Here is a 26068-nt window from a genome sequence, read left to right as displayed (position 1 = left end):
GCAGTGTTACCGTAATTCTTTGACTTTCAATATGTTATCCTTCAAGTATCAAAAAAAGGCAATGTTCTGTCCTTTGACTTTATGATTTATATCTGTTCAGATATACGTAGTGGATTACTCCCCTCAGACGGGTCCAGGGCAGCACCCTGGGACTTTTCCATACGCCGTTGACACCATCATGCGGCGCAAAGTCAAAGGATAGAACATTTCCTTTTTTTGATACTTAGAGGATAACATATTGAAAGTCGAAAGATAAATTACAGGGAAGCCTGATTCGACATCCTTGCCCGGCGGGCGTGGTAGGCTTTGAGAAAGCGCAACGTCCAGACATAGCCGACCCAGCCGCTGAACAGGGCCCAGGGCAGGGAACCCACCACCATGGGAAAGCCGAAGTGATGCCAAAGCTGGGTCATCTGGTCCAGCATCACCTGCCACCAGCTTGTTTCCGCGCCACCTTCCCGAAAGACTTCCCCGAAGAGATTGCGAAAGGCCTCGAAGTCCATGTTGGGGTTGTCCCACTCGCCCAGCATGAAGCGTCCGGTGACCAGAAACAGGTAGTAGAGGGGGGCGGCGGTGGCGGGGTTGGTGATCCAGGTCCAGGCGAAGGCCAGGGGGAAGTTGAAATCCCACTCTTTGCGCAAGGTGCGGGAGATGGCCCAGATGGCGGCCACCATGGGCAGTTGGAAGCCGATGGAGGGGGTGAAGTTGACCACCAGGCCCCAGAAGGAGGCCCGGGCTTGATATTCCGGGGGGTGGGGGGAACGAACCATGGGGCGCATGATGCGTTTCCACCATTGAATGCGTGCGTAGCGCCAAGTCCAGTGCGGTTTTTCCATGGGATCCGATCGTTTTCGAGCATTCGTGGGCCGGGGGGAGCATTATCCTCCTTGAGGGTGTTTGGGGCAACGCCTCACCTGTTGGGGGAGGTGTGGCAATGCTCCTGCAGCCAAGCGGAAATATATTTTAATCATTTGACTTTCAATATGTTATCTTTTAAGTATCAATAAAAGGAAATGTTCTATCCTTTGACTTTTTATTTTTCATTCATTTATACCGTGTCCATTTTGGAATGCGTAATTTTTCTATAACTATTCAGGATCCCGCGCAGCGCGATATGACGAAGTCAACGGCGAAAGGAAAAGTCCCAGGGCGCTGCCCTGGACCCGTTGGGGGGGGGTAATCCCCTCCAAACCCCCGTATACTTGAACAGATACAGAAAAATTATGTATTCCAAAGTAGACACGGTATACGTATCCAAAAAAGGAAATGTTCTGTCCTTTGCCCCATCCGTTTCCGTCCAGCCCCCCGACCAGATGGCCCCTCGGGGGCTGGGGAGAAATAGGAGGAGTGAATGGTCACGAAAAGTCAAAGGACAGAACATTTCCTTTTTTTGATATTTAAAAGATAACATATTGAAAGTCAAAAGATTGTGGCATAAAAAAACCCGGATCTTCGCAGATCCGGGTGGTGTCGTCTCCCTCTGGGGGAGCTGGACGGGTTCCGAAGGGGACAAATGCATTCGTCGCAGTGGGCTTCCAGAGCTCGTTCGTTTAGTGTCGATTGAGTAGATCAGTTTCTTGGAGCCTGCAACCAGAGCACCGTTCCTCGGTTTGTTTATTATGTAGCAAGTGCCGGGCCAATAATTGAATATTGATTTATCCCATTGTTATCATTACAGAAACATTTTCTGCCGCGCGGTGTGTCAACCAGCCTTCGGCAAAAAGTGCCAACAAAGCCTCAATCCGTTGACGCTCCGCCACGCAGGTAGACGCCAATTTTCTGATCTTCCCGGGCGATGTGGTTGACCAGCCAGTCGAAAAGCAGCGACTGCAGGCGGAACAGCAGATAGGCCTCCCGATGATCCGATCCGGCCATTTCGTCCCGGAGACGCTGGAAGTCGACGGTGAAGGCGCGATGTTTGGCGCGATGCAGAGCCATGGCGGGATAGCCCCATTTCTCCATCAACGTCTCTTCTTCACTGAAATGGTTGAGGGTGTAATCCATCAGGAAGTTCATGGATTCGAGCAGAACCTCCCGGGTATGACGGGAATGGAGAGCCGCTTCCACCCGAGAGGCCATTTCCATGATCTGACGGTGTTGGCTATCGATATTTTCCACCCCGATGGCCAGTTCCGGGGTCCAGAGCATGGCTCGACCGGCGGATCCCCCGTTGGGAAGACGCCCTTCCTTGAGATAGGTGGCGATGCGTTCCAGATAGATCTTGGCCACCGGATCCCGTCCGCCATGGGTTTGGCAGGTCAGGAAGAGGTCGTGGGCCGCGGTCAGTTCGCCGAGATGGAAGAGGGCCACCGCCTCCTCGAACTGGGTGCGGGTGATCTGTTTCTCGTGCCGGAGGGAGTCGACATCGGTATCGAAGACTTCGTAAACCAGCACCGGCATCTGCCGTCCCCGTGGTCGGAGATAGTCGATCAGGCGCATGGAGAAGCGTTCCGGATGCTGCAGGTGGAAACGGGTTTCGTGGGTGATCAGCAGGCGTGTTTCGTACTGATTGGTCAGGCCTTCCATGCGGGAGGCGATGTTGACCACGTCGCCGATCACGGTGTTTTCCATGCGTTCCCGACCGCCGATGGTACCCAGCATCACCCGGCCGGTATTGAGACCGATGCCCATGCGCAGGGGCAGTTTCTGGTAGTGGATGCGTTCCAGATTGTATCGGTCCACCTCCTGGCACATGGCCAGGGCCGCCTGGACCGCTTCATCGGGCGAGGCAGGGAAGAGGGCCATGATGGCGTCCCCGATGAACTTGTCGATGACGCCGCCGTGTTGTTGAATCGGCGGTTCCATGCGTTTCAGGTAGCCGTTGATGAAGAGAAAGACCTCGTGAGGGGTCATCACCTCGCAAAGGGAGGTGAAGCCGCGGATATCGGAGAAGAGGACCGTCATCGAGGCTTCGATGCTGTCGCCGAGGGCCACGCCGGTGATGTCCGGCTTGCCAAGCAGTTCGATGAAGCGGTGGGGCACGAAACGGTCGGCGGCGTTGTGCAGGGCTTGCAGACGCTCCTGGGCCTCCTTGCGGGCGGTGATGTCGATGACCACGCCGGTGAAGAGCCGACCCTGGGGCAGGGGCACCTCGCTGACCGAGAGTTCGATGGGAAAGAGGGTGCCGTCCTTGCGTTTGCCCAACAGCTCCCGGCCGTTGCCCAGGATGCGCTTCACCCCGGTTTCCCGATAGCGGTCCAGGTAGCCGTCGTGGTTTTCGGCATCGGGGGAGGGCATCAACAGGTTGACGTTTTTGCCGTAAACCTCTTGTGCGCCATAGCCGAACATCTTTTCCGCCGCCAGATTGAAGGATTCGATCAATCCGGCTTCGTTGATGACGATGATGCCGTGAACGGCGGTTTCCAGAATGGAGCGGATGCGGGCTTCGCTCTGCATCAGCTTCTGTTGTTTGGCCATCACCTTTCCGGTGTTGGATTTCATCCAGGTGATCAAGGTTTTCAGCAGGTTGACGGCGGCGGTGCCGTCAAGGCGCATCAGGGACCAGAGATCCTCCTCGGTGATTTCCAGCACCCGTGAAGGTTCCACCACGATGACGAAGGCCGAGGGGCGGGAGCGTTCCAGCAGGGAGCTTTCGCCGACGGCGCCGCCGGGTTCGATGTAGCGTTCGGGGGGCTCGCGGCGGTCGAAATGGATGGCGAGGCGTCCGGAGAGCAGAACGAACAGGCGATGATTGTCGTGGTCCGGTGAGAGAAGCACCTGGCCACCGGCAAGTTCGGTGACGCGCGAACCCCGTAATCCCTTGCGGATCACTTTGAGATTCATCCCGCGAAACAATTCAACCTGTTCCAGTTCCTTATGACTGACCATGGCAGCCCACCTCCTGGGGTAAGGTTACCCTCTTCCGCAACAATAGGCAACCTGGGCTCTGTTGCGCGGCAAAACGGGTGGGATTGGTAACGACGGGGGTCCGCCGGTCCCCCGTCGTTACAAGCGATTGCCCGGCACCGAAACCGGTATTGTATCCCGACGGCAATTGCGGCACAGTATATCGACTGGAAAATAGATAAAGTTCCACTTCCAAAGAACGACGCGGGTGGATGGCATGGAGAAACTCCATAAAATTGCGGTATCCCAAGGCATCTACTGGGTGGAGGCCCCGTTGGCCGATCTGCGCATTTTGTGCGGATGTCCCGCCGACAGCGTCAAGCATCTGATCAAGCGGGGTCTCATCCTGCAGAAGGAGAAGCAGGGGGTGCCGTGCGAAAGCGGGCCCAACGCCATTCTGCTCTCCGACACCATGTTGCAGAACGGGGATTTCGCCAATTTGAGTGAGTTTCCCGTGCTGCAGATGCTCTACAAACAGGGCATGATTCTGCCGGGGCATCCCAACAATACCGGGGCCAAGCCGCTGCTCATCGGGTTGCCGCAGCAGGTCAACGCCCAGTTGCAATACATCTATCGCGGCAATTACGGGCTGGTTTCCCTGGAGGAGCTGATGCAGGCCGGGCTCTCCCGGGAGGCGGCGCAGGAGCAAATGCGTCTCAAGCTGCGTTTTGCCTTCGGGCGCATTCGTCCCTCCCAGGAGCTGCTCGACACCTGTCTGGTGGAGCAGACGGAGGTGGAAATCCGCAACGGTCTTTTCATCCGGCGCACCGCCACCAACCACTACGTCTTCCGCTTTCAGGAGGAGGAGGTGGCGGTGGATCTCAATCTCTCCCCGCGGGAGCAGTACGAAACCCCCTATCCGCTGGTGCATCAGCGTCTGGTGCGGGACTACTTCTCTATTATTCACTCCGGGGAGGGGGATGGTTGGGATGTCAATCGTCCCGCCATGTCAAGCATTCTGGTTTTTCAAGGCCGCATCTTCCTGGTGGATGCGGGTCCCAATCTGGCGCAGAATCTCACGGCGTTGGGGGTGGGGCTTGATGAAGTGGAGGGCATTTTCCACACCCATGCCCATGATGACCACTTTGCCGGCATCACCACTCTCATGCAGGCGGGTCATCGCATCCGTTATTTCGCCACGCCGCTGGTGCGGGCCTCGACGGAGAAGAAGATTGCCGCGCTCCTTTCCATGGAGGAGGAGCGTTTTCGGGATTTCTTCGACATTTGTGATTTGACCTTCGATGTGTGGAATGACATCGAAGGGGTGGAGGTCAAGCCTATCTTCTCGCCTCATCCGGTGGAGACCTCCATCTTTCTGTTTCGCACCCTGTGGGCCAATGGTTACAAGACCTATGCCCATTTTGCCGATATCGTTCCGTTGGATTTGTTGCGGGGCATGATCACGGCGGACACTTCTGTTCCGGGGGTGAGTCGGGAGTTTTACAATCGGGTGGAGGAGGCCTATCTGACGCCCGCCGATTTGAAGAAGATCGACATTGGCGGGGGGTTGATTCACGGGCAGGCCAAGGATTTCCGGCAGGATGCCTCGGGCAAGATTTTGTTGGCGCATGTGGCGCGGCCGTTGACTTCCGAGGAGAAGGAGATCGGCTCTTCGGCGCCGTATGGCACCTCCGACATTCTCATCGTGGGCAAGTCCGATTTCACGCGCCGTGGGGCTTTCGAGCATTTGCGCATCTATTTTCCGGACATGCCGGTGCATCAGGTGCGCATTCTGCTCAACAACGATCTGGAGGAGTTCAATCCGGGCAGCATCATTTTGCGGGAGGGCACTCGGGCGGGCAATGTGTTGTTGATTCTGGGTGGGGTGGTGGAGCGCATCATCTCCCGGGACAATGTGCAGAGTCGGCTGTCGGCGGGGGCGTTGATCGGGGAGAAGTCGTGTCTGCATCATCAAATCTCGCCGGCCACCTATCGGGCGGCCAGTTATGTGCAGGTGTTGCGGATTCCCGGCAGGCTTTATCTGGAGTTGGTTCGGCTGAATGGTTTGTTGCCCAAGATCGAGGCGTTATGGGAGAAGTGGTCCTTTTTCCAGACCACGACGCTGTTTGGGGAGGGGGTTTCCTATCCGGTACTCAGTCAGATATTGGATCGGGCGCGGGTCAAGCGGTTTCGTCCGGGGGAGCGCATCACCTGTCAGGATCTGACCAGTCTCAATCTGGTGCGCAGCGGGCGGTTGCGGCGTTTGGTGGGCAGTGAGTTTCTGGATATGCTGGAACGCGGGGCCTATTTCGGGGAGGAGGGGGCGTTATTCAGTCTGCCGTGTCTGTTCCGGCTGGAGGTGGAGGAGGAGACGGAGGTTTATCAGGTGGATGGGGAGTTGCTGAAGGACATTCCCGTCATTCGCTGGAAGTTGTTCGAGTCGTATACGCGGCGCACCTTGCAGATTGTGCATGCCGGCAATGATCGGGAGGTGTTGCGTTGGCGGGAGGAGTTCAGTGTGCATGTCTTGCGCATGGACACGCAGCACAAGACCTTGGTGGAGATTGCCAACGGCATTATCGAGATGCAGCGGGCGGGGGAGATGCCGCCTTTGGAGCGGGCCTTTCAGGCGTTGATGGATTATACCCGGTATCATTTCGCGGAAGAGGAGGCGTTGATGGCGCTTTATGGATATCCGGGGTTGGCGGTGCATCGGGAGCATCATCGACGGTTGGTGGAGAGGGTGGTGGGCTATTGGGCGGTCTTGAAGGGTGGGGGAGTGGCCAAGGAGGATTTCCGCAGCTTCTTTACGGATTGGTTGGTTCATCATATTTTAGAAGAGGACCGGCAGTATGCGGCGTTCTTGAACAATAAATGTATTTATTAAGCAGTTGCCGTTCAATATGTTGCCTTTAAGTATCAAAAAAAGGAAATGTTCTGTCCTTTGACGTGGCCTTGGCCTTTGGCGGGTCGAAGCCAAAAGGAGAAGTGCCCAACTCCGCACCGTCTTCCAAACCCTGTCCCATCTTCGACCCGCCGGAGGGGGCAAGGGGAGGGCTTCATCCTCCCCATCCTTTTGGGACGTGGCCATTCCGCCGCGATTTGAGTTTGATCCGAAAGTTTTGCTTGGAACAGGCTATGGCTTATTATGGGTGGTGAGTTCAAGGAGGGGGAGGGTGAGTCCCTCCCTTTGCCCCCTCCGGCGGGTCGAAGTGTTCACCAAGGTCGTGCGGGGAATCGGGTTGCTGCGCTTTCCTTTTGGCTTCGACCCGCTCAAGGCCACGTCAACGGACAGAACATTTCCTTTTTTTGATACTTAAAGGAAACATATTGAACGGCAACGGCTCATTCCTCTTCCGGTCTGCCGGAAATCCTGGCCCAGGAGTCCTTCAAGGCCACCGTGCGATTGAACACCGGCATCTCCGGGGTTGAATCGGCATCCAGCACGAAATACCCCTCCCGCTCGAACTGATACGAAACCCCCCGCCTGGCCCCACCCAGACTCTCCTCCAAACGCGCATTCTCCAACACCTGCAACGAATCCGCATTAAGCCGGGCGGTGAAATCCTGCCCCGCCGCCAAACCCGCACCCGGATCGGCATGGGTGAACAACCGGTCATACAGGCGCACCGTCGCCGCATGGGAACGTGAGGCCGATACCCAGTGAATCACGCCCCGCACCTTGCGCCCTTCGGGATTGGCCGACAAGGTGTGCGGATCGTAGGTGCAACGCAACTCCACGATCTCCTTGGTCACCGGATCCTTGATCACCTTTTCGCAGCGAATCACATAGGCATTGCGCAGCCGAACCTCTCCACCCGGCAACAGCCGCTTGAACTGCTTGGGAGCCTCTTCGCGGAAGTCGTTGCGATCGATGTAGATCTCGCGGGTGAAGGGCAGGGTGCGCTGACCCATTTCCGGTTTTTGGGGATGAATCGGGGCCTGAATCTCTTCCACGCCTTTTTTGGGGAAGTTCTCCAGCACGATCTTCAAGGGACGCAAGACCGCCATGGCCCGAGGCGCCCGCACTTCCAGATCCTCGCGCAGGCAGCTTTCCAGCAGGGCCATCTCCACGGTTCCGGCGGATTTGGTGATGCCGATGCGTTGACAGAAGGTGCGAATGGCCTCCGGGGTGTAACCGCGACGACGCAAACCGGCGAGGGTCGGCATGCGGGGATCATCCCAGCCGCTGACGTAGCCTTCGTTGACCAGGGTGTTGAGTTTGCGTTTGGAGAGGACGGTGTATTCCATCTCCAACCGGGAGAACTCGATCTGCCGGGGGCGGCAGGGCACGGAGACGTTGGCCAGGATCCAGTCGTAGAGGGGCCGGTGGTCTTCGAACTCCAGGGTGCAGAGGGAGTGGGTGACGCCTTCGAGGGCATCGGAGATGGGGTGGGAATAGTCGTAAGTGGGATAGATGCACCAGCGATCCCCGGTCTGATGGTGGGTCAGCCGGCGAATGCGATAGAGGGCGGGATCCCGCATGTTGATGTTGGGGGAGGCCATATCGATGCGAGCGCGCAGCAGGCGGCTGCCGTCTTCGAACTCTCCGACGCGCATGCGACGGAAGAGGTCGAGGTTTTCTTCCACGGTGCGATCCCGGAAGGGGGAGGCTTGTCCCGGCTCGGTCAGGGTGCCGCGGGTGGCGCGAATCTGGTCGGCGTTGAGGTCGCAGACGTAGGCCAATCCTTTGACGATCAGCTCTTCGGCGTAGGTGTAGAGCTGTTCGAAGTAGTCGGAGGTGAAGCGCACGGGTCCGTGCCAGGCGAAGCCCAGCCAGGCGACGTCTTCCTGGATGGCGCGCACGTATTCCGGGTTTTCCTTGGCGGGGTTGGTGTCGTCGAAGCGCATGTTGCACCAGCTACCCGGGAACTCCTGGGCCACGCCGAAGTTGAGGCAGATCGATTTGGCGTGACCGATGTGGAGGTAGCCGTTGGGCTCGGGGGGGAAGCGGCTCACCACCCGGTGGTGTCGGCCTGCCAGCAGGTCGTCGCGAATGATGGAGCGGATGAAGTCGGGGGCGGTCCCAGGGGTTTTGGCGTCTTGCATGACCACGCACCTTCCATGAAAGGCAGTTCGGGTTATCCGGGTTCGACGATGTCATTGTAGCCGGATTTTCTCCGGTCTCGAAGGTTTTGCATTGCAAAGATAGCGCCGGAATGCGGATTGACGGGATCGAAGCCTGGGGGAGGGGATCCTCTGCACCTTCGTCGGGGTTTTATTATGACGAATTGACAGAAATGGCAAGTGGAATCCGTGACGATCCGGGATAAATGAACCCGTGGCCTTTCAATATTTATCTTTTAAGTATCAAAAAAAGAAAACGTTCTATCCTTTGACTTTGGAATGTATCTTTTATTAATCTTTTTAATAAATATGGATCAATCGGTCAAAATCATACTTATAATATTTTATATCGATCCTAAATAAAACCGATAGAATTCTTCAAGGGTCGTCTCCTGCTCCTGTCGATTGCCCATCGAACGATACCGTTTTCGCCACACCCGCCGGATGGTATCCGGTTGACCACTATTTATCATGCAGAACGGCTTCGGATCTCTCCCGCCTCCCGTCTTCCCAGTCCTTCGGCGATCAGGGCCACCACCAGCGTATTCAGACTGACCCCTTCCGCTTTGGCTCTGGCGGAGAGATGGGCATGCAGGGTTTTGGGAACTCTGGCCACGAATTTTCCGGAAAAGCCGCCGGACAGGGGTGCTGGTAGGGGGCGTCCCTCTTCCACAAAGAGTGTGATCAGGCCTCGCAGGGCATCCAAGCCGTTTTCAATCGCTTCCGCCGGTGTTTCGCCGTCCGAGAGGCATTCGCAGAAGTCCGGGAAGGAGATCAGGTAGCCGCCGCCTTCTTCCGGATCCAGTGGCCTGATTTCGAAGGGGTAATCTTCGGGTTTATACACGGTCAGCCCCCTTTCACGAACAGAATGAATTTTTTGATGTAGATCGGTTTGATGGGGCGCTGGGCTGGCACAGAAAGGACGGCTCCGTCTTCACGCATGAAATAACAATGGCTTGTCCCCTTGTGCCGCCAGGTGATCCCGTACTGCTGGGCCACCGTCTGCAATTGGGTGATCCTCCAGTCGGTGGGGTTGGTCTGCATGGCATCAAGGAGTTTGGCGGAGGTGTTCATGGCAGTGATGATATCGTACCTAGTACTATAAGTCAACAGAATAAAGCCGTCTCTGCGGTTTATCCCCTATCAAGCGGAGCGATGACTTAAGGTCTTTCGAGGATTTTTGTTCAGATTTCGGCTACGACCCTGAGTTTCAATCCCCTATCAAGCGGGGCGATGACTTAAGGTGTATCGGCACACTGTGGGATCCGGCCGCCTGCCCGGCAGAGTTTCAATCCCCTATCGAGCGGGGCGATGACTTAAGGCAACTGCGGAAGAATATTTCAGGCGCATGCCAAACGAAAAAAGTTTCAATCCCCTATCGAGCGGGGCGATGACTTAAGGAAGCCGAAAACGGCGTTTTGACCGGCGCGCAGGGCGCATCGTTTCAATCCCCTATCGAGCGGGGCGATGACTTAAGGATTGTAGAGTATGTTGACGAGTCAATCATTGCACTGGTTGAGTTTCAATCCCCTATCGAGCGGGGCGATGACTTAAGGAACTGGTGAAGGATTACACCTTCGCCGAGGGGGCCGGAAGTGGTTTCAATCCCCTATCGAGCGGGGCGATGACTTAAAGGCAATGGCCATGGATACAGCCAATCCGGCGGAGCGTAGGTTTCAATCCCCTATCGAGCGGGGCGATGACTTAAAGTCTGGTGCCTTCGGGCGGTCGATGGGATTGACCGTGAGGCGTTTCAATCCCCTATCGAGCGGGGCGATGACTTAAAGGCACTATGTCGAAACAACCAGCGGCGCTCGCTTTTTCTTTCTGTTTCAATCCCCTATCGAGCGGGGCGATGACTTAAAGCATCGGGTGGAGAATGTCGGGGTGGATGATGTTGGGTTGCCGTTTCAATCCCCTATCGAGCGGGGCGATGACTTAAAGATCAGGAAGTGAAGGAACTCGAAATCATCCAAGACGCTGACGTGTTTCAATCCCCTATCGAGCGGGGCGATGACTTAAAGAGTTTTGTGATAACGTAGCGAACGCTGTAAAGTTTGTGTTTTCAATCCCCTATCGAGCGGGGCGATGACTTAAAGGTGCGTCTATCGGTCCGGGATCCTGCCGGGGCATCTGGTGTTTCAATCCCCTATCAAGCGGGGTGATGACTTAAGGAGATCCGAGCCACGGTGAGTGACGCGACACCCCTCTTGACGGCTTCAATCCCCTATCAAGCGGGGCGATGACTTAAGGGATGCGCTTGTTACACCTATGAAGACACGTATGTTCGATGTGTTTCAATCCCCTATCAAGCGGGGCGATGACTTAAGGAGATGCAGCCATCACCCGGATGGACGAGGCAATCAACTGTTTCAATCCCCTATCAAGCGGGGCGATGACTTAAGGGGAAATTCGTCGCGCACTGGTCTTTATTGATGGACAACGTTTCAATCCCCTATCAAGCGGGGCGATGACTTAAGGGGAGCGTTGAGCGACCTTCTGGAAGCTTTCAAACAGTTTCAATCCCCTATCAAGCGGGGCGATGACTTAAGGCCGTTTTACACTTGGACTTCGAGACCCGCTCCGATATCGAACTGTTTCAATCCCCTATCAAGCGGGGCGATGACTTAAGGAGACCATGCTACATTTACCTGATTTTCCATCGGAAATTGACCACATTTTCGTAACCGTTTCATCTGGCATACCGTGCCCCCGGTTTTTCTGGTGAAAAGAAAGTGCGGGATTGTAAACATTCTTATTTTCCAACGGGTTGGGTCTTGTCGTAACCCCCGGTCGAAAATCGGGTTTTCGGGGTTACGACTACATCTCGATACATCGATGCTAGATATTATATATTATTTGAAAAGGATAATCAAAGGAAAAGGCCACGGACAGAACATTTTCTTTTTTTACTATTTAAAGGAAACATATTGAAGGTCAAAAGATAAAAAAATAATTTTTCTGAAAAATCCCCTGCCTGCCATTAAACCACGAATACCACCTCCTCACCAGGAGCCTCACAGGCGTTGCCCAAACGTTGCACCTTGGCCGCACAATTGGCACAAAGCGGATAAATCTGCACCGCATCGTCCGTCCCACGGATGCGCTCTTTAACCTCTTCCGCCATTCTGGCTTGAAGCTCCCCCGTCAGAACCGTTACAATCCCCTATCAAACGGAGCGATGATTAACAAACGCCTCATCCTCGTCGATATTCATCAAACCTGCGTTTCAAGTTGGTACCCACCCAACCCGAAGGTGGCATTTTTGCCCACATGCAACCACTGCCCCAGATAAAGAAACGGCCAGAAAGGTTGCAGATCACCCGTCAAAGTCCATCGACCGACGACACCGCCCAAGGCCATGGTTTGCTGCTGTCGGGCGGAACGGCGTGTCCAGTCCCGCCAGGCGAGGTTGCCATGACACGGAATCAAACCCGCCTGCCGGGACAGCTCCGAGTAATCGATCTCCGGGTCGACATCCGCATGTAGATGAGCCATCTGACCGATACGACGCATCAACCCCACCAGCAGATCCCGTGGCGTGAGGCGTCCCGGACCGAGAGGCGAACCGTCGCGCTGAATGCGGACCGGGGTGAGCAGATGCAGAGTGAGAGCCTCCTGTCCCGGCCAGGATGGCACGACAACCTGCGTGTCGTGGTCGCGCAGCAGCCCTTCCTCCCGCCGAAAAACCACCTCTTCGCCGTTCGACCTTTCCAGCACCACCTGTTGCAACTCGGCTTTGCCATCTCCCGCCCCGACACCCCGGCCAAGGGCGCGTTGCCAGGCCAATATCAGCAGGGGCAAATGGCCCAACGCCCGTCCCACCAGCACCAGATGAAACACCAACGCCTCCCCGACACCATACTCCCGCACCCCCCAGGGCGGCGGCTCGATAATGTAGGGATTGGGTGTCACCGCAAAGCCTTTTTCCCCTTCGGCCACCAGTGGGGCAGGGGTTTCGAAGATCAGGGAATAGGGGCAGGTGCGCAAAAGGCCGCAACCCGGACACTCCCTTTCCCGAGTGATACAGGCCAGCCCCCGCAGAGCCGCGCCAAACACCCCCCGCAACGCTGATCCGGCATACTCCGGCAAGCGCAACGGTGTCTCCACCCGCCACTCCAGACGGTATCGCGCCAGGGGAAGGGAATAGATCGTCATGGCCGTTTATCCCAGGCCACCAGCACCCAGCCAAAAGGTAACAGCCCCTCCCTTGCATCCTTGCCCATCTCGGAAAACAGCCAGACCGTCGAGGGCTTTTCCACCCACTGTCTATGTTGTGGCTGATGAATATGTCTTGCTCCATCGAGCGTAATGCTTTCGGACCCGCTGCCCATGCCCAGACGCAGCAAAAAAGAGTCTCCCTCTTGAAGCCTCCAGATATTTCTATCTAAAGACCTTTGAATCTTGTTGATCCATTCTTTATCTACACCCGGCAGTTTCAAACTCTCCTGCAACCGATGCAGATAATAGTCATTGCAGCGTTTCACAATCTCTTCCATGGTCGGACGCACGGCCGGTAACTTCTCGGAGCGCAGCGCACCCACATCATGCAAAATCAACTCGGCCTCTACAGCCTTTTTGGCCATTCCGGGAAGGCATTCCCTCATTTGAAAGGGCCGCTCTTTCGTATCGTCGGGCCGTTTGCTCCGATTGACGGCAAAGCAGATGAGCGGTTTGATCTTCTCGGTGGGGAATGGGGTGCTGTCGGTAATCTTTATCAGGCGCAGGGGATCGGCGTGAAAATCTCCATGAAAATTCCGTAACGTCACATCAAGCGGGGAGAGCTTTTTCCAATTGGTGCGTTGCTCCGCCAGAGCAGGCTGTTTCAACTTCTGGCCCCCATGGGCGTGATTCAGCAAGGCCGTGCGCACGGCTCCTTTCAAACTGCTGCCGGGAAGAATCGGTTGACCGGAGTGGGGGTGGTAATACCCGCGTTGGATTCCCAGAGAGTTGAGGGTCTCCTTGTTGCCGAACTCCCGCTGCGCCACTTGCCCGATACGTTCCTTGTAAGAGTCCATAATTCCTTGGGAAACGCTTACCTGATGTCTGGAAAGGGGGGCGATTTCCTTGCGCAGTTTGTGGAAAAAGGTCTGTATGCCGCGAACCACCTGGCTTCCTCCCTGTCGGGTAACCAGGTTGAGCAATTCTTGACGCCGTTCCGGCCATTGCGGCAGCGTCAAAAGGTCGCTTGGTTCGAAATAGTGCAACGTATTATTGTTGTCATCAATAACGTAGTTGGTGGGTTCGTAATCCTCCCCGCAACCGATGTGGACTGGTGAAAGGGTGGAAATCACCAGACGATGGGATTGTAAAAATCGTTCAGCCATCTTTTCCCTCCCGTCAATCCACCCGAATGCCCACTACCGGGCAGTAGCCTTGATGCACGGTATCCGCAATGACCTTCGACAGCTTGCCCTCGCCACCCAAACCCTGCCCGACGAAGCGGACATCCCGCCACACGGCGGGGGTCAGCACCGCGCCGGCACCGGCCATCAGGATCGGTTTCTTGAAGGGTTGTCCGCTCAGCGCCGGCCAATCCCCGTGACGACCGAAACGGGTGAAAAGCTCATAAAAACTGTTGGCGGCGTCGAAACCGCACCCTTGGGGGGCGCAACTTCCCAGGGTCAGCCAGGCGTTGCAGCCTTCCTGTCGGGGCAGGGGGGTGGGTTGCATGGCAGTCACCCGGTATTTGCCGAGTCCCCTCGAAGCCTCCTTGCCAAAACCCAACTGTCCGATATCGCTCAACGCGGTGTGCAGCGTCTCCTCCGGCAAGCGATCCGCATCGTGAAGCAGCCACACCTCCAGGCGGGCTCCTTCGGGAAACCAGATTTGCCGGGTGACGAACGGCGCAAACCCTTGCTCTCCCTCGCCCGTGGTTCCGCTCAGGCGATGGATGCTGTTGTGGGGCTGGGGCCGCTCGATGCGGGTTTTGTCCTTGCCCCAGATCGCCTCCTCAGTCACACAGTCCAATCCCCACTCCCGGCGGGGCAACCAGACCTGCTGACGATTTTCCTTGCTCTGAAAACCCTTCGAGGGTTTTCGGGGACGGGGAAAGTGCCCTTCGGGAAACGCATCCCCAACCACCAGAAAGGGGTCGTTGGCGGTGTATCCCCGCAGCCGCTCCACCAGCCAGGCTTCGCCCTGACGATTGCGCAACGCCCAGCAGAGTTGCCCGAAGAGGGTGTCCCCGTGCAACGGCGTGGCAAAAGCCGTCAAGGGCTCCAGGGTGATCAGCAGGGTGTTCATTTGCCGTTGTCACTCCAGGGGTTGGTCTTGTCGAGTTTCTCCTGCCACGGGGCATGCAGTTTGAATTCAACCCGGCCGTAACCGCGGGAACCCGAACCACCCAGGCTGTCCATCTCCAGCAGTTTCAAACCCTTGAAAAGGAGATCGTGCAATTCCTCCTCCTCGCCGAATCGCCGGATCACCAGGCAAAAATTGAATATCGCTCCCGCCGGAACCCGCTCCATGCTGCGGGGGTGTTCCGCCACACCGCTAACCCGGTTGATGGTGTTTTCCATCTTGGTTTCAGTCAGAGAAAGCTTTTTGTTATTAACGGATGTTACCCATTCATCCGAAAGCATGCAGTCCCGAAAGATCAAGCGGGGAAGGCCGATTTCCTGGTACACTTCATCTTTTAACTTCTCACCGGCGGAATTGCCGAACAGTTTGAGAATGGTCAGGGCATCCGGGCGGTCATCGTCCGGAAGCTGTTGAAGTTTGCCATAACTCATCGGTTTTCCGTCGAGTATCGCCTTGCCCCCAACACGCCATTCCAGCAGGCTGCGGATTTTGCCTTTCAGGCTGCTGCCCGGAATGTAGGGTCGGTTGGTGTGGGGATGTTTGATCACGGGATTGTCCGAACCGCCGATGTGCATTTCGGTGTTGCCGCTGCCGATATGCAACCCGCTGCACAGAAGGAGTTGCCCGGAGATTTCGTCGATGTGGGTCAGTTTCATGGTCTGTTCCTCAGTTGCCGGGCCGCTCGTATTTATAAAATCCCATCACCGCTTCCATGAAGAGTTTGAAATTGCCGAGGGTTTCGGCATTATTGACCTGGTTCAGGCAGTAACGGATCAATTCTACAAAGTTGGCATCAACCAGTTTGTTTCGACCAAAGGCATAGGCTGTCTTGGCGTTCAGCATATGAATGAATGGGCTTAATGTTTTGTAAGTCTCGTCCTTGCCATCGACTTTTTCCGTCCATTGACAAATCTCGTCATAAAAACGACGCAATTGAGTAGGTTTATTGGATTGCCGATTTGCAGCCAGATCCTTGGCTACCCTCTCGGCGACCCCATCAAATAAATCTTTCTGAATATTGTTCAGAATAATTCCGGTAGTATTCACTCACGCCTCCCGTCGCTGATAAAGATGGGTGAACAGGGCTATTTTGTAATCGCCGCTGCGGCAGAGGAGCCGCTTGCCGATCTTGGCGACAAACTCATCCTTGTAATATGGCTCCCGCTTTTCTTCCGGCAGGCGATCCACCACGAATCGCCAGGTGCGGTAGACGAACCAGGAGCGCCAGAGCTGATCTTCCGGGCGGGGGCTTTCCGCCCTGTCGCAAAGATCCAACAGGGAGTAGAGATAGCCGGAACTCATCTCCACCTTCTCTTCGGCCAGCAGAGCCGTCAGGGTTGTCAGCTCTTCTTCCGCCTGCATCATCTCCTCGAAAACCTGCCAGGAGACGGTGCGGTTCCAGCAGGTGATGGCGTTCTTGGTTTTGTCAGCATGGTTCTTGGCGTGTTGTAACGCCTCCTCCGCAAGGCTGTCCAAAGCGGGAACCGGCAGGTCCGGTTTGGTCATCACCAGACCGGCGGAAAGATGCACCTTAGGATTCTTCCCGCCGTATAGCCTCAAGGCTTTGCAAATCTCCCGCGCCAGATGAATCTGTTCAAGCCAGGGGCCGATGAGAAAGAAGTCATCCCCCCCGGCGAAGACCGTGTAGGTATTGGGAAACTCTTTGGAACACCACCAGGGCAGCCAGATGGCGAAAAAGGCATTGACCTGTCGGCTCAAACCCGCCATGCGGGCAAAGGTGGGATGCTCCAGCCCCTTGCGGAAAATCGCTCCCAGATTGTCCACATCGCCTTTGAGAATGCCCAGAGCGGCCACACCGCGAGGATTGCCCGATTCATCCGGCACAATGGCCGTTTTGGCAATCGTTTCGAAATCGAGGAGTTCGCCCGACTCATTCCGGGGCACATGGGCATTGATGGCCCGCCGGGCGTAGCCGTTCCACAAGGGAGTCTTCCCATCCGCTTCGGGCAGGGCGAAATCCCACACCCGCAGCCAATCCCCACCTTTCTCTTCTCTGGCGAAAGCAACCCGATAGCCGAAATAGCTGGCTTCCAGGGCGGGTAATTCTTGCGGAACGGTGTATCCGATCAACAGGAGATTCTGCTTGACCAGTTGATCACCTGCCGTGATCTGATCGTTGCACAGCCGACAGCGGTATTTGCCCTCCGCCAGGATCTCTCCGGGTTTGTGTCCATCCACGACGCAGGGCCCGTTGGGATAGTCCACCGCTTCGAAGATCGGTGCAGGAGGTGTCTCGCCGCACAGGCCAAACCGCTGCCGTTTACGGCGCTGGGCATCGACAAACAACCGATCCATCAGGGCGGCGAACCTCTCTTTATGGAAATCCTGCCGGCTGGCCTCCGTGGTCACCAGAGCGATGCCGCTTTGCCCGAAGGTTTGCTGCAAAAACCACTCGTCCAGCTCGCGACGCACCCCTTCCAGTTTTTGCTGCACCGTCTCCCGATTGGGAGCCACGATGAGAAACCGGCCCGCCGCGTTGATGATCTGGCTGGTGGACGGCAGCTCCAGGGTCTCCAGCACCTTCAACGCCGCCAGCTCCGTCAGCAGCGAAACCATGAAGGAGCGACCCCGCAACCGTTTGGCCGCCTTGGAGGTGGATTCCGCGCTGTCGAAAATGAAGGCCTGAATGCCGGAGAAGTCACCCTGAATCAGCAGAAATTCCGCTACGTCGTGTTCGTCCCAGTGGTTCCATTTGGACTTGGAAAAGACCTCCTCCACCGTGCCGTTTTCCAGGTGATAACGCCACAGCGCCACCGCCAAAGCCGCCACCGCCTTGGAGTGGTCGTAAAGCGAGACATCGGTGGGGATTTTGGTGAAACGTCCATTCTCACGACTCACCGTGGCCGAGGGGATGGCGTGGGTGAAGGTGAGGAACAGGCTGTCGAAATGGTCGAGCCACAAGGGTAGACGGTTGCGATGGGAGAGGGTTTCCAACTTGGAGATGAAAGCGTCCCACAGCTCCCGGTACTCGGCCTTGGCCTCGTCTGGAGTTCCCGGATTCCACCCTCCGGGGAAAAGGGTTTCCGGAGCCAGGGCCTTCAGGGGGAAACGTTGTTTGGGTTCCTTCAAATTCTGCTGATCCGGATAAATGGTCTCCAGCATCGGCCATTGCCGGGCGCGATGCAGTCCCACACCGTTGGGGGCATCTCCTTCCTGGAGTCGCTCGTATTCTGTGAAGTTGCTGCGCTCGAATCCCGAGGCCAGGCGGTCGGCGATGGCCACGATGCGTTGCAGGGACGTTTTGGGCTCGTGATGCCCGGCGGCAGCGGCGATCAGGGTTTCGTTCGACGTGTCGAAAGGGAACATGTCTCCCGATTGGAAGTCGGGCAGCATCCCCTTGAGAGCCTGTAGGGCCAGGGCGGAATAGGCGGCGTGGGCGTGGGTGTATTTTGAAGAACCTTTTGGACAATAATCTTTTTTCCTCTGATCTATTTCCGCCTTGGCAACGGCCATCTCGGCGCGTTCGGCGAACTTTCCCAGATCATGCACCAGAGCCGCGAAAGCCACGCGGCTCGACGCTTCCAAGAGGTTGGCATTCTGAATATTCATGGCACTCCTTCCCAATAGTGGGAGGAACGAAATCGATTGGATAATTATTCTGTTCAGCCGCCGGAACCCGCGCCGCAGGCTCCTGATAAGGCGTTGTATACCATCAAAACAGCCATTTCAATTGAAATACGGCGCCGGATGAAAGAACAGGCGGCTCTTGATCCTGCTGATAAATAATGTGACTCAAAATGATGGCATAATCTTTGACCGAAAGAGTTATCCCGCAACAAGGCGATTGATGCGGAATCAAAAATAATATATATCATAAACACCGGCAAACAACACCCTATGTCAAGGGGGATAATCCCCCCAAACCTTCGTCAAGCGGAACGGTTATCTTCCCGAAACCTCAATTCCCTTCCTGGAACCAGATGCGATAGTGGCTGCCCAGAGGGGTCTCCTCCTCGAAGCGGTCCCACAGCAGCAGATCGGTGCCGGTTTCGTCCTCCAGAAAACGTCCCCGGTAGCGGGGCATGAGGCGGGGGTCTTCCAGTTCCAGGCCCAGTACCGTCAGGCCCAGTTCGATGGACATGGCGGCGATGGTGGGCAGGCGAAAACCCCGGCCACTTTCCGAAAATAACAGCTCCCGGCAGCCCGGCAGGCTGTAAAACTCCGGCGAATGACGCAATCCGGGCCAGAGACCGGGTTGATCCAGCAGGGTGCGCCGCAATTGACGCAATCCCGCCGCCGTCGGCAGATCGCCGTGTTTGGCGATCCACTCCCGCAGGCGATGACGCTCCTTGAGACCCCGTTCGCTCTCCATCGTCAGCCGCAGGATGCCCCCCGGAGCCAGCAGCTCCACCAGACTGCGCCACAGAACGCTGGCGTCGGTTCCCGACAGGAGCTTTTCACCTCCCACGATCAGGTGAAAGTTCTCCTGCCACTCCCCCAGCCGGGAGAGATCCGCCTGGGCGAAACGCACGTTTTCCACCCCCAGAAGACGGGCGGCCCGGCGGGCGTAGGCCAATGCGGAGCAGTTGTCGTCCACGGCCAGCAGTCGGGCCGACGGCAGACGCGCCGCCAGCCGGATGGTCTCTTCGCCGCTGCCGCAACCGGCCACCAATACCTGCAGGGGATTGACGGGACGCCAATCGGCCAGGGGCACCCGGGGACAGCATTGGGCCAGCCAGGCTTCCAGACCGGGCATGGCGGAAGGCAGCAGCGGAAAACGCGGCAGCCAGCGGGGATGGGCCAGATCGTCGTAACGCTCCCGCACCGCGCAGGTGAGTCCCGGCATCTGGCTGGTGGCCAAAGGGATGTGCGGCATCTCCTGCTCTTCTTCCAATGGCTCCATCACCGTATGACGCAACAACTCCTTGAGCAACGGAACCGGATGGTCCGGCAAAGCGTCCACCAGACCCGGAATGCGGTGAAACACCCGGTAGCAGGCCAGCATCACCCAGCGTTCCGCCGGATAGGCGGGACCGTTGCGCACCAGTCGATCCTGCTCCTCGCCGATCCACTGCCGTTCCTGTTCCGTTTCGAACCAGGCGTACCCCCCATGGAAACAGTGCAGGGCCAGGGCCAGCAGCAGGGGTTGCAGCGCCGGCGGGCAACGCCAGTCGTCATCCCGATGCCGCATTTCCGCCAGCCAGAGGGCGCGCAGGTTGGTCAGGGCCCGTTCCCAGTCTCCCGCCGCCAGCAGTCCTCTCGGCAGGATGGCCCGCAGCAGGGGATGTTCCAGGGCGGCCTCTTCCCGTTCCCCCCGCAGGGCTTCCCGCCACCACGTCTCCAGGGAGTTGTCCTCCAGCACCGATGTCACGTCGCCCAGAGCCAGCAGAGCCGCCAGTTGCCGGTCCTGACGCAACAGTTCCAGCACCACCGGCATCAGAAGTTGAGCGTCTGTCAGACGCCGTTCCAGCAGAATCAGCACCTCTTTCTGCAGGGCGGCGTTCTCTTCCCGGGGTGGATCGATCCAGGGCAGCAGTTGGGCCAGCAGATTCAAAAAGCGGCCGTCGCCCAGGGCGATGCCTTCCCGCACCACGGGAAGCGCCCCGGTGAAGCGGCCTTCGGCCACCAGGGCGGTGCCCAGTCCGAACAGGGTTTCCACCCGTCCCGGAGCCAGTTGCAGGGAGGCTTTGAAGTGGCGGATCGCCTCGATGGCGTTGCCGCGTTGCAGGGTCAGTTCGCCCAGGCGGAAATGGGCGCGTTCCAGTTTGGGATTGCCGTGGATGGCGCGTCGATAGGCCTCTTCCGCGTCCGTCTCCCGGCCCAGGTCGAAAAGCACCGTGGCCAGGCTGAACTGGATTTCCGCCACTTCCGGGGCTTTGTGCGCCGCCTTTTCCAGGTAGTGCAGCGCTTCCCGCGCCTCTCCGGCCTGATGGGCCGCCACCCCGGCGTGATAGAGCAGTTCCGCCGGATGGGGGTGGAGTTGCAGCAGCTTGCGAAACTCCGCCAGAGCTTCCGCCGCCGCTCCCTGACGCAAGTGGGCCAGGGCCTTGTGCATGTCTTTCGGGTCCATGGATCCTATCTCATCGCTTGCGGGTCATTCCTCGGCAAAGCATGGTCCCATTGACCAGCCGCGTCAATGCCGCCATGATGCCCTTTTCCATTCTCCTTGCCTCTTGATCGTGTTGCGCTTGATGGACGTTACCGGTTTTTCCTTCATTCCGGCCTTTCTCCTGGGTCTGGCCAGTCTGTTCCATTGTGTCGGCATGTGCGGCGGCATTCTGGGTGCGGTCTCCATGAGCCTGCCTCCGGCGGTGCGGCAGGATCGCCGCCGGCTGCTGCTGTTCGTTCTGCTGATCAATCTGGGGCGGATCACCAGTTATACTCTGGGCGGATTTCTGGCCGGTTGGCTGGGTCAGGGTTTGACCTTGCTGCCGGAAGAGATGGCGGTGGGCCATCGGGTGTTGCAGTTTCTGGCCGGGCTGATTCTGGTGGGGGCCGGATTGCAACTGGCCGGGTGGCTTCCGGCGCTTGCCGGGCTGGAACGGTTGGGTGCAGGGTTGTGGCGCGCCTTGCAACCCCTTTGGCGGCGTTTCATGCCGGTCGATTCACCGCTTCGGGCCTGGGGTGCGGGTTTGGTGTGGGGTTGGCTGCCCTGTTTCCTGGTTTATGCCGCGCTGCTCATGGCGGCGGCGAGCGGCGCCCCCTTGCGGGGGGCGATGGCCATGGCGGCGTTCGGCTTGGGCACCTTGCCGGCCACGGTGACCACGGGTCTGCTGGCCGGGTGGTTGTTGAGCCGCGCCCAGCAGCCGCGCTGGCGGCGGTTGGTGGCGATCCTGCTGATTCTGCTCGGGCTGGCGGGTATGGCCTGGCCGGGCGGGGCGCACCACCATTCGATGGAGGATGGGGTGGTCGATCACAGCGAACATATGCAGCACTGATTATAACGGGGGTCCGGGGGGGATTATCCCCCCCGGTGGGGTTTGGGGCGAAGCCCCAAGGTGTTGACGTGGCCGTAAGCGGTCCGCTGCCCCCGATATAAGCGCAAAAGCCGTTCACCCGCACCGGCTGACTGTTTCGCAGCGGACCGCGGGGGGGCAAGGGGGGGCCTCATCCCCCCATCCGTTGCGGACTCGCCATCCGGGACGAACGGCATGATGCAAAACCAACTTCAGCCGTCAGGCCTTTTGGGGACTGTACCGGCTTTTCGCCGGGTGTCGGGTTCAAGGATGGGGGGATGAGGCCCCCCCTTGCCCCCCCGGCGGTCCGCGGGATTCCGTTTGGATCGCCTGGGGAACAGCTTGGCAGCCACGACCGATTGTCTGCGGACCGCTTACGGCCACGTCGACGGCCACACCTTGGGGCTTCGCCCCAAACCCCACCGAGGGGGCTCGCCCCCCCGGACCCCCGTTTACTCCCTCAACGCATCGATCTTCTGCCGCAACCAGTCCTCCACATTCTTCCCTTCCCGCATCACCCCCTCCACCGCCACCGCCGCCTCCCGCCAGAAACGACTGCGCACCTCGCCATCCCTGATCCGCTCCTTGACCCGTTCCCTCAACCGCCCGAACAATACCGCCACCTCACCCCACTGCGGATCCAGCCACCCCTCCAACCGCTCCTTCAACACCCGCGCCAACGCCGGACTGTTCCCGGAGGTGCCCACCCCGACACTGATCACCCCCCGCCGCACCACCGCCGGTACCAGAAAACCCGAGACCTCCGGATCATCCGCCGAATTGCACCACACCCCCTGCCGGGCACAAATACGGGCAATCTCCCGATTGGTCCCCCCCTCTCCCGTGGCGGCGAAAACCAACGCCGGCTTCTCCTTCAAATGCCCCTCCCGGAATGTGTCCACCACCCACTGCAATCGCCCCTCCCGGGCCAACGCCTCCACCTGGGGGCACGCCTGAGGCGCCACCACCTTCAATCGCGCTCCGCACGGCAACATTCCCGTCACTTTTCGGGCCGCCACCATGCCTCCCCCCGCAATCAACACCAGCCGGTCCCTCAAGACAAGTTCCACCATGTACAAAGCCATGCTACCCTCTACCTTTCCTCTTCCGCCCTACTGCCTGGCCTCGAATTGCATGTCCAATACCCACATCATCATCCGCGGCGCCCGGGAACACAATCTCCAGAATATCCATCTGGAGATTCCCCGTCACACCCTGACCGTCATCACCGGCGTTTCCGGATCCGGAAAAAGCTCCCTGGCCTTCGATACCCTCTACGCCGAGGGCCAGCGCCGCTACGTGGAATCCCTCTCCGCCTACGCCCGGCAGTTCCTCAGTCTGCAGGGCAAACCCGATGTCGATTCCATCGAAGGCCTCTCGCCCTCCATCTCCATCGAGCAGAAAAGCACCAGCCGCAATCCCCGCTCCACCGTGGGCACCGTCACCGAAATCCACGACTATCTGCGCCTGCTCTACGCCCGCGCCGGTCGACCCCACTGCCCCAGCTGTCAACGTCCCATCGAATGCCAAACCATCAGCCAGATGGTCGATGCCATCCTGGGGCTTCCGGAACGCTCCCGCCTGCTGTTGCTGGCGCCGCTGGTGCGGGGCCGCAAAGGGGAACACCGCAAGGAGCTGGCCGATCTGCAGCAACAAGGCTTCACCCGGGTGGTGGTGGACGGCGTGCAACACGAAATCGACCAGATGCCCCCCCTGGATCGCAATACCGCCCACACCATCGAGGTGGTGGTGGACCGCATCGTGGTGCGTTCCGGCCTGGAAAGCCGTCTGGCCGACTCCCTGGAGACGGCGTTGCGCCTGGGGGAGGGGTTGGCCGCCGTCTCCCTGCTCGATGAGACCCCCCCCCGGCAGCAGCTCTTTTCGGAACGCCATGCCTGCATCCACTGTAACATCTCCTACCCGGAGATCGAGCCCCGACTCTTCTCCTTCAACAATCCCGCCGGCGCCTGCCCCGCCTGCGACGGTCTGGGGGCACGCGAGTTCTTCGACCCGGAGCTGATCGTGCCCATCGCGGAGCTGACCATCCGCGACGGCGCCGTGGCCCCCTGGGCCAAGCCCACCGCCCGCGCCGGGCAGGAGATGCTCTATACCGTGGCCGAACACTTCGGCATCGACATCCATACCCCCTGGAACCAGTTGCCCGAGGAACACCGCCAGTTGATGCTCTTCGGCAGCGGGTCCGAGAAGGTGCGCTTTCATGTACGGGGTCGACGCCGTTTTCGCTCCTTCCGCCTCTGGGAGGGGGTGATCGCCCATCTGGAGAAACGCTATCTGGAAACCGATTCCGACGAGGTGCGCGAGGAGCTGCAACCCTATCGCAACACCTCGCCCTGTCCCCGCTGCGGCGGCGCCCGCCTGCGACCCGAAGCCCTGGCGGTGCGGGTGGGCGGTCTCAATATCGCCGAACTCTCCGCCCTCTCCCTGCGGGAGTCGCGAGCCATGATGGGCCAGTTGAGCCTGACCCCGCGGGAGACGGTGGTGGCGGAACGCATTCTCAAGGAGGTGCGGGAGCGACTCGATTTCCTCATCGCCGTGGGACTCGATTATCTGTCGCTGGATCGGGCCGCCGGCACCCTTTCGGGCGGGGAGGGACAACGCATCCGGCTGGCCAATCAGATCGGTTCCGGGCTGACGGGGGTACTCTACATTCTGGACGAGCCCAGCATCGGGCTGCACCAGCGGGACAACTCCCGTCTGTTGGCCACTCTGCTGCGACTGCGCGATCTGGGCAATACCGTGGTGGTGGTGGAACACGACGAAGAGGCCATGCGCACCTCCGATTTCGTGGTGGATATGGGGCCCGGACCGGGTGAACACGGGGGTCGGGTGGTGGCCACGGGAACACCTGCGGAGATCACCGCCAATCCCGACTCGCTGACAGGTCGTTATCTCAGCGGGCAGCTCACCATTGCCGCGCCCGGCGGGCGACGTTCGCCTCCGGGCGACGAACGCTGGCTGCGTTTGGACAAAGTGACCACCCACAATTTGCGCGGCGTCGATCTGGCGGTGCCCCTGGGGCTGTTCACCTGCATTACCGGTGTCTCCGGTTCGGGCAAGTCGAGTCTGATTCTCGATACCCTCTATCCGGCCCTGGCCCAGCGTCTCAATAACGCGCGACTGCCCGGCGGGCGTTTCGAATCCCTTTCCGGGCTGGAGCATCTGGACAAGATCATCCACATCGACCAGTCCCCCATCGGGCGCACGCCGCGTTCCAATCCCGCCACCTATACCGGTTTGTTCACGCCGATTCGGGATCTCTTCGCCGGGGTGCCGGAGGCGCGGGCCAGGGGATACCAGCCGGGGCGTTTCAGCTTCAACGTCAAGGGGGGGCGCTGCGAAGCCTGTGCCGGCGACGGTCTGATCAAGATCGAAATGCATTTTCTGCCCGATCTTTTCGTGCAGTGCGACCAGTGCCACGGCAGTCGTTACAATCGCGAAACCCTGGAAATCCGCTATCGGGATCGTTCCATTGCCGAGGTGCTGGATCTGACGGTGGAGGAGGGGTTGGCCTTCTTTCAGGCGGTTCCGGCGATTCGTGGCAAGCTGGCCACCCTCATGGAGGTGGGGTTGGGGTATATGCGTCTGGGTCAGGCGGCCACCACCCTTTCGGGCGGGGAGGCGCAGCGGGTCAAGATTGCCAAGGAGTTGAGCAAGCGGGCCACGGGGCGCACCTTTTACATCCTGGACGAACCGACCACCGGACTGCACTTCGATGACATCCGCAAGCTGCTGGAGGTGTTGCAGCAGTTGGTGGGGGCGGGCAATACGGTGGTGGTGATCGAACACAATCTGGATGTGGTCAAAAGCTGTGACTGGGTCATCGACCTGGGACCGGAAGGCGGCGAAGGCGGAGGGCGTATTCTGGTGGCGGGGCCGCCGGAGCAGGTGGTGGCTTGTGCGGAGTCTTGGACGGGGCGGTATTTGCAGCCCCTGCTGGTGAAGCCGTGATCCGGAGATAGAGATTAGAATCCTTT

At 58.5% G+C, this 26068-nt stretch carries 18 protein-coding genes and 1 CRISPR repeat array; of the genes, 4 read left to right on the top strand and 14 right to left on the bottom strand.

The features are described from left to right. Positions 1-257: 257 nt before the first annotated feature. Positions 258-836 (bottom strand): DUF2062 domain-containing protein, encoded by a 579-nt coding sequence (locus HQL56_00560; GenBank protein ID MBF0308005.1) that lies wholly within the window; start codon positions 834-836, stop codon positions 258-260. A gap of 901 nt (positions 837-1737) precedes the next feature. Then, a complete protein-coding gene (locus HQL56_00555) occupies positions 1738-3828 on the bottom strand; it encodes a bacteriohemerythrin (GenBank protein MBF0308004.1) in 2091 nt (696 codons plus the stop codon). 235 nt (positions 3829-4063) lie between these two features. Here HQL56_00555 and HQL56_00550 point away from each other — a divergent pair, with 235 nt between their 5' ends. Next, on the top strand, positions 4064-6673 hold the full coding sequence (locus HQL56_00550; protein ID MBF0308003.1) for a bacteriohemerythrin: 2610 nt from the start codon (positions 4064-4066) through the stop codon (positions 6671-6673). A 458-nt stretch (positions 6674-7131) separates the two neighbouring features. Here HQL56_00550 and HQL56_00545 read toward each other — a convergent pair whose 3' ends face one another. The 10 genes from HQL56_00545 to cas10 form a co-directional block, all read right to left on the bottom strand. Further along, positions 7132-8835 carry a glutamine--tRNA ligase/YqeY domain fusion protein gene (locus tag HQL56_00545; protein ID MBF0308002.1) on the bottom strand — a complete coding sequence of 568 codons (1704 nt, stop codon included), beginning with the start codon at positions 8833-8835 and terminating at the stop codon, positions 7132-7134. 487 nt (positions 8836-9322) lie between these two features. After that, positions 9323-9697, bottom strand: coding sequence for a type II toxin-antitoxin system HicB family antitoxin (locus tag HQL56_00540; GenBank protein MBF0308001.1), 375 nt, complete (start codon positions 9695-9697; stop codon positions 9323-9325). 2 nt (positions 9698-9699) lie between these two features. Continuing rightward, positions 9700-9927 carry a hypothetical protein gene (locus HQL56_00535; GenBank protein MBF0308000.1) on the bottom strand — a complete coding sequence of 76 codons (228 nt, stop codon included), beginning with the start codon at positions 9925-9927 and terminating at the stop codon, positions 9700-9702. Between the two features lie 55 nt (positions 9928-9982). Beyond that, positions 9983-11486: a CRISPR direct-repeat array (repeat unit 35 nt; unit sequence GTTTCAATCCCCTATCGAGCGGGGCGATGACTTAA). Positions 11487-11836: 350 nt separating this feature from the next. Next, a complete protein-coding gene (locus HQL56_00530) occupies positions 11837-11980 on the bottom strand; it encodes a CRISPR-associated endonuclease Cas2 (protein ID MBF0307999.1) in 144 nt (47 codons plus the stop codon). Between the two features lie 89 nt (positions 11981-12069). Continuing rightward, on the bottom strand, positions 12070-13011 hold the full coding sequence (cas6, locus tag HQL56_00525) for a CRISPR system precrRNA processing endoribonuclease RAMP protein Cas6 (protein MBF0307998.1): 942 nt from the start codon (positions 13009-13011) through the stop codon (positions 12070-12072). Then, the gene (gene csm5, locus HQL56_00520) at positions 13008-14180 is read right to left on the bottom strand and encodes a type III-A CRISPR-associated RAMP protein Csm5 (GenBank protein MBF0307997.1); all 1173 of its coding nucleotides are present in this window, start codon (positions 14178-14180) and stop codon (positions 13008-13010) included. Before csm5 ends, cas6 begins: the two co-directional genes overlap by 4 nt. Positions 14181-14193: 13 nt before the next feature. Then, the gene (locus HQL56_00515; protein ID MBF0307996.1) at positions 14194-15099 is read right to left on the bottom strand and encodes a CRISPR-associated protein Csm7; all 906 of its coding nucleotides are present in this window, start codon (positions 15097-15099) and stop codon (positions 14194-14196) included. Then, positions 15096-15812 (bottom strand): type III-A CRISPR-associated RAMP protein Csm3, encoded by a 717-nt coding sequence (gene csm3, locus HQL56_00510; protein MBF0307995.1) that lies wholly within the window; start codon positions 15810-15812, stop codon positions 15096-15098. Before csm3 ends, HQL56_00515 begins: the two co-directional genes overlap by 4 nt. Positions 15813-15822: 10 nt before the next feature. Next, positions 15823-16203, bottom strand: coding sequence for a type III-A CRISPR-associated protein Csm2 (gene csm2, locus HQL56_00505; GenBank protein MBF0307994.1), 381 nt, complete (start codon positions 16201-16203; stop codon positions 15823-15825). After that, positions 16204-18726, bottom strand: a complete 2523-nt coding sequence (cas10, locus tag HQL56_00500; GenBank protein ID MBF0307993.1) for a type III-A CRISPR-associated protein Cas10/Csm1 — start codon at positions 18724-18726, stop codon at positions 16204-16206. It abuts the gene before it with no gap. Positions 18727-18762: 36 nt separating this feature from the next. Here cas10 and HQL56_00495 point away from each other — a divergent pair, with 36 nt between their 5' ends. Further along, a complete protein-coding gene (locus tag HQL56_00495; protein ID MBF0307992.1) occupies positions 18763-18903 on the top strand; it encodes a hypothetical protein in 141 nt (46 codons plus the stop codon). A gap of 172 nt (positions 18904-19075) precedes the next feature. Here the strand turns inward: HQL56_00495 and HQL56_00490 are convergent, their stop codons facing one another. After that, complete coding sequence (locus HQL56_00490; GenBank protein MBF0307991.1) at positions 19076-21187, bottom strand: tetratricopeptide repeat protein; 2112 nt, start codon at positions 21185-21187, stop codon at positions 19076-19078. Between the two features lie 121 nt (positions 21188-21308). Here HQL56_00490 and HQL56_00485 point away from each other — a divergent pair, with 121 nt between their 5' ends. Beyond that, positions 21309-22055 carry a sulfite exporter TauE/SafE family protein gene (locus HQL56_00485; protein MBF0307990.1) on the top strand — a complete coding sequence of 249 codons (747 nt, stop codon included), beginning with the start codon at positions 21309-21311 and terminating at the stop codon, positions 22053-22055. Between the two features lie 470 nt (positions 22056-22525). On the opposite strand, the gene HQL56_00480 is transcribed toward HQL56_00485, so the two are convergent. Continuing rightward, positions 22526-23158, bottom strand: coding sequence for a bifunctional precorrin-2 dehydrogenase/sirohydrochlorin ferrochelatase (locus tag HQL56_00480; GenBank protein ID MBF0307989.1), 633 nt, complete (start codon positions 23156-23158; stop codon positions 22526-22528). A 49-nt stretch (positions 23159-23207) separates the two neighbouring features. Between HQL56_00480 and uvrA the strand changes: the two genes are divergently transcribed. Then, a complete protein-coding gene (gene uvrA / locus HQL56_00475; protein ID MBF0307988.1) occupies positions 23208-26042 on the top strand; it encodes an excinuclease ABC subunit UvrA in 2835 nt (944 codons plus the stop codon). The last annotated feature ends 26 nt before the right edge of the window (positions 26043-26068 follow it).

It is taken from the genome of Magnetococcales bacterium, assembly GCA_015231925.1.
Classification (GTDB): domain Bacteria; phylum Pseudomonadota; class Magnetococcia; order Magnetococcales; family JADGAQ01; genus JADGAQ01.
The sequence above is the reverse complement of the archived record's forward strand: the minus strand, read 5'-3'. Positions and strand labels throughout refer to the sequence as shown.

What these genes read in the sequence shown, in the direction of transcription:
- HQL56_00560 (MBF0308005.1), bottom strand. Translation starts at nt 836, where the DNA reads ATGGAAAAACCGCACTGGACTTGGCGCTACGCACGCATTCAATGGTGG.
- HQL56_00555 (MBF0308004.1), bottom strand. Translation starts at nt 3,828, where the DNA reads ATGGTCAGTCATAAGGAACTGGAACAGGTTGAATTGTTTCGCGGGATG.
- HQL56_00550 (MBF0308003.1), top strand. Translation starts at nt 4,064, where the DNA reads ATGGAGAAACTCCATAAAATTGCGGTATCCCAAGGCATCTACTGGGTG.
- HQL56_00545 (MBF0308002.1), bottom strand. Translation starts at nt 8,835, where the DNA reads ATGCAAGACGCCAAAACCCCTGGGACCGCCCCCGACTTCATCCGCTCC.
- HQL56_00535 (MBF0308000.1), bottom strand. Translation starts at nt 9,927, where the DNA reads ATGAACACCTCCGCCAAACTCCTTGATGCCATGCAGACCAACCCCACC.
- HQL56_00530 (MBF0307999.1), bottom strand. Translation starts at nt 11,980, where the DNA reads ATGGCGGAAGAGGTTAAAGAGCGCATCCGTGGGACGGACGATGCGGTG.
- cas6 (MBF0307998.1), bottom strand. Translation starts at nt 13,011, where the DNA reads ATGACGATCTATTCCCTTCCCCTGGCGCGATACCGTCTGGAGTGGCGG.
- csm5 (MBF0307997.1), bottom strand. Translation starts at nt 14,180, where the DNA reads ATGGCTGAACGATTTTTACAATCCCATCGTCTGGTGATTTCCACCCTT.
- HQL56_00515 (MBF0307996.1), bottom strand. Translation starts at nt 15,099, where the DNA reads ATGAACACCCTGCTGATCACCCTGGAGCCCTTGACGGCTTTTGCCACG.
- csm3 (MBF0307995.1), bottom strand. Translation starts at nt 15,812, where the DNA reads ATGAAACTGACCCACATCGACGAAATCTCCGGGCAACTCCTTCTGTGC.
- cas10 (MBF0307993.1), bottom strand. Translation starts at nt 18,726, where the DNA reads ATGAATATTCAGAATGCCAACCTCTTGGAAGCGTCGAGCCGCGTGGCT.
- HQL56_00490 (MBF0307991.1), bottom strand. Translation starts at nt 21,187, where the DNA reads ATGGACCCGAAAGACATGCACAAGGCCCTGGCCCACTTGCGTCAGGGA.
- HQL56_00485 (MBF0307990.1), top strand. Translation starts at nt 21,309, where the DNA reads ATGGACGTTACCGGTTTTTCCTTCATTCCGGCCTTTCTCCTGGGTCTG.
- HQL56_00480 (MBF0307989.1), bottom strand. Translation starts at nt 23,158, where the DNA reads ATGGCTTTGTACATGGTGGAACTTGTCTTGAGGGACCGGCTGGTGTTG.
- uvrA (MBF0307988.1), top strand. Translation starts at nt 23,208, where the DNA reads ATGTCCAATACCCACATCATCATCCGCGGCGCCCGGGAACACAATCTC.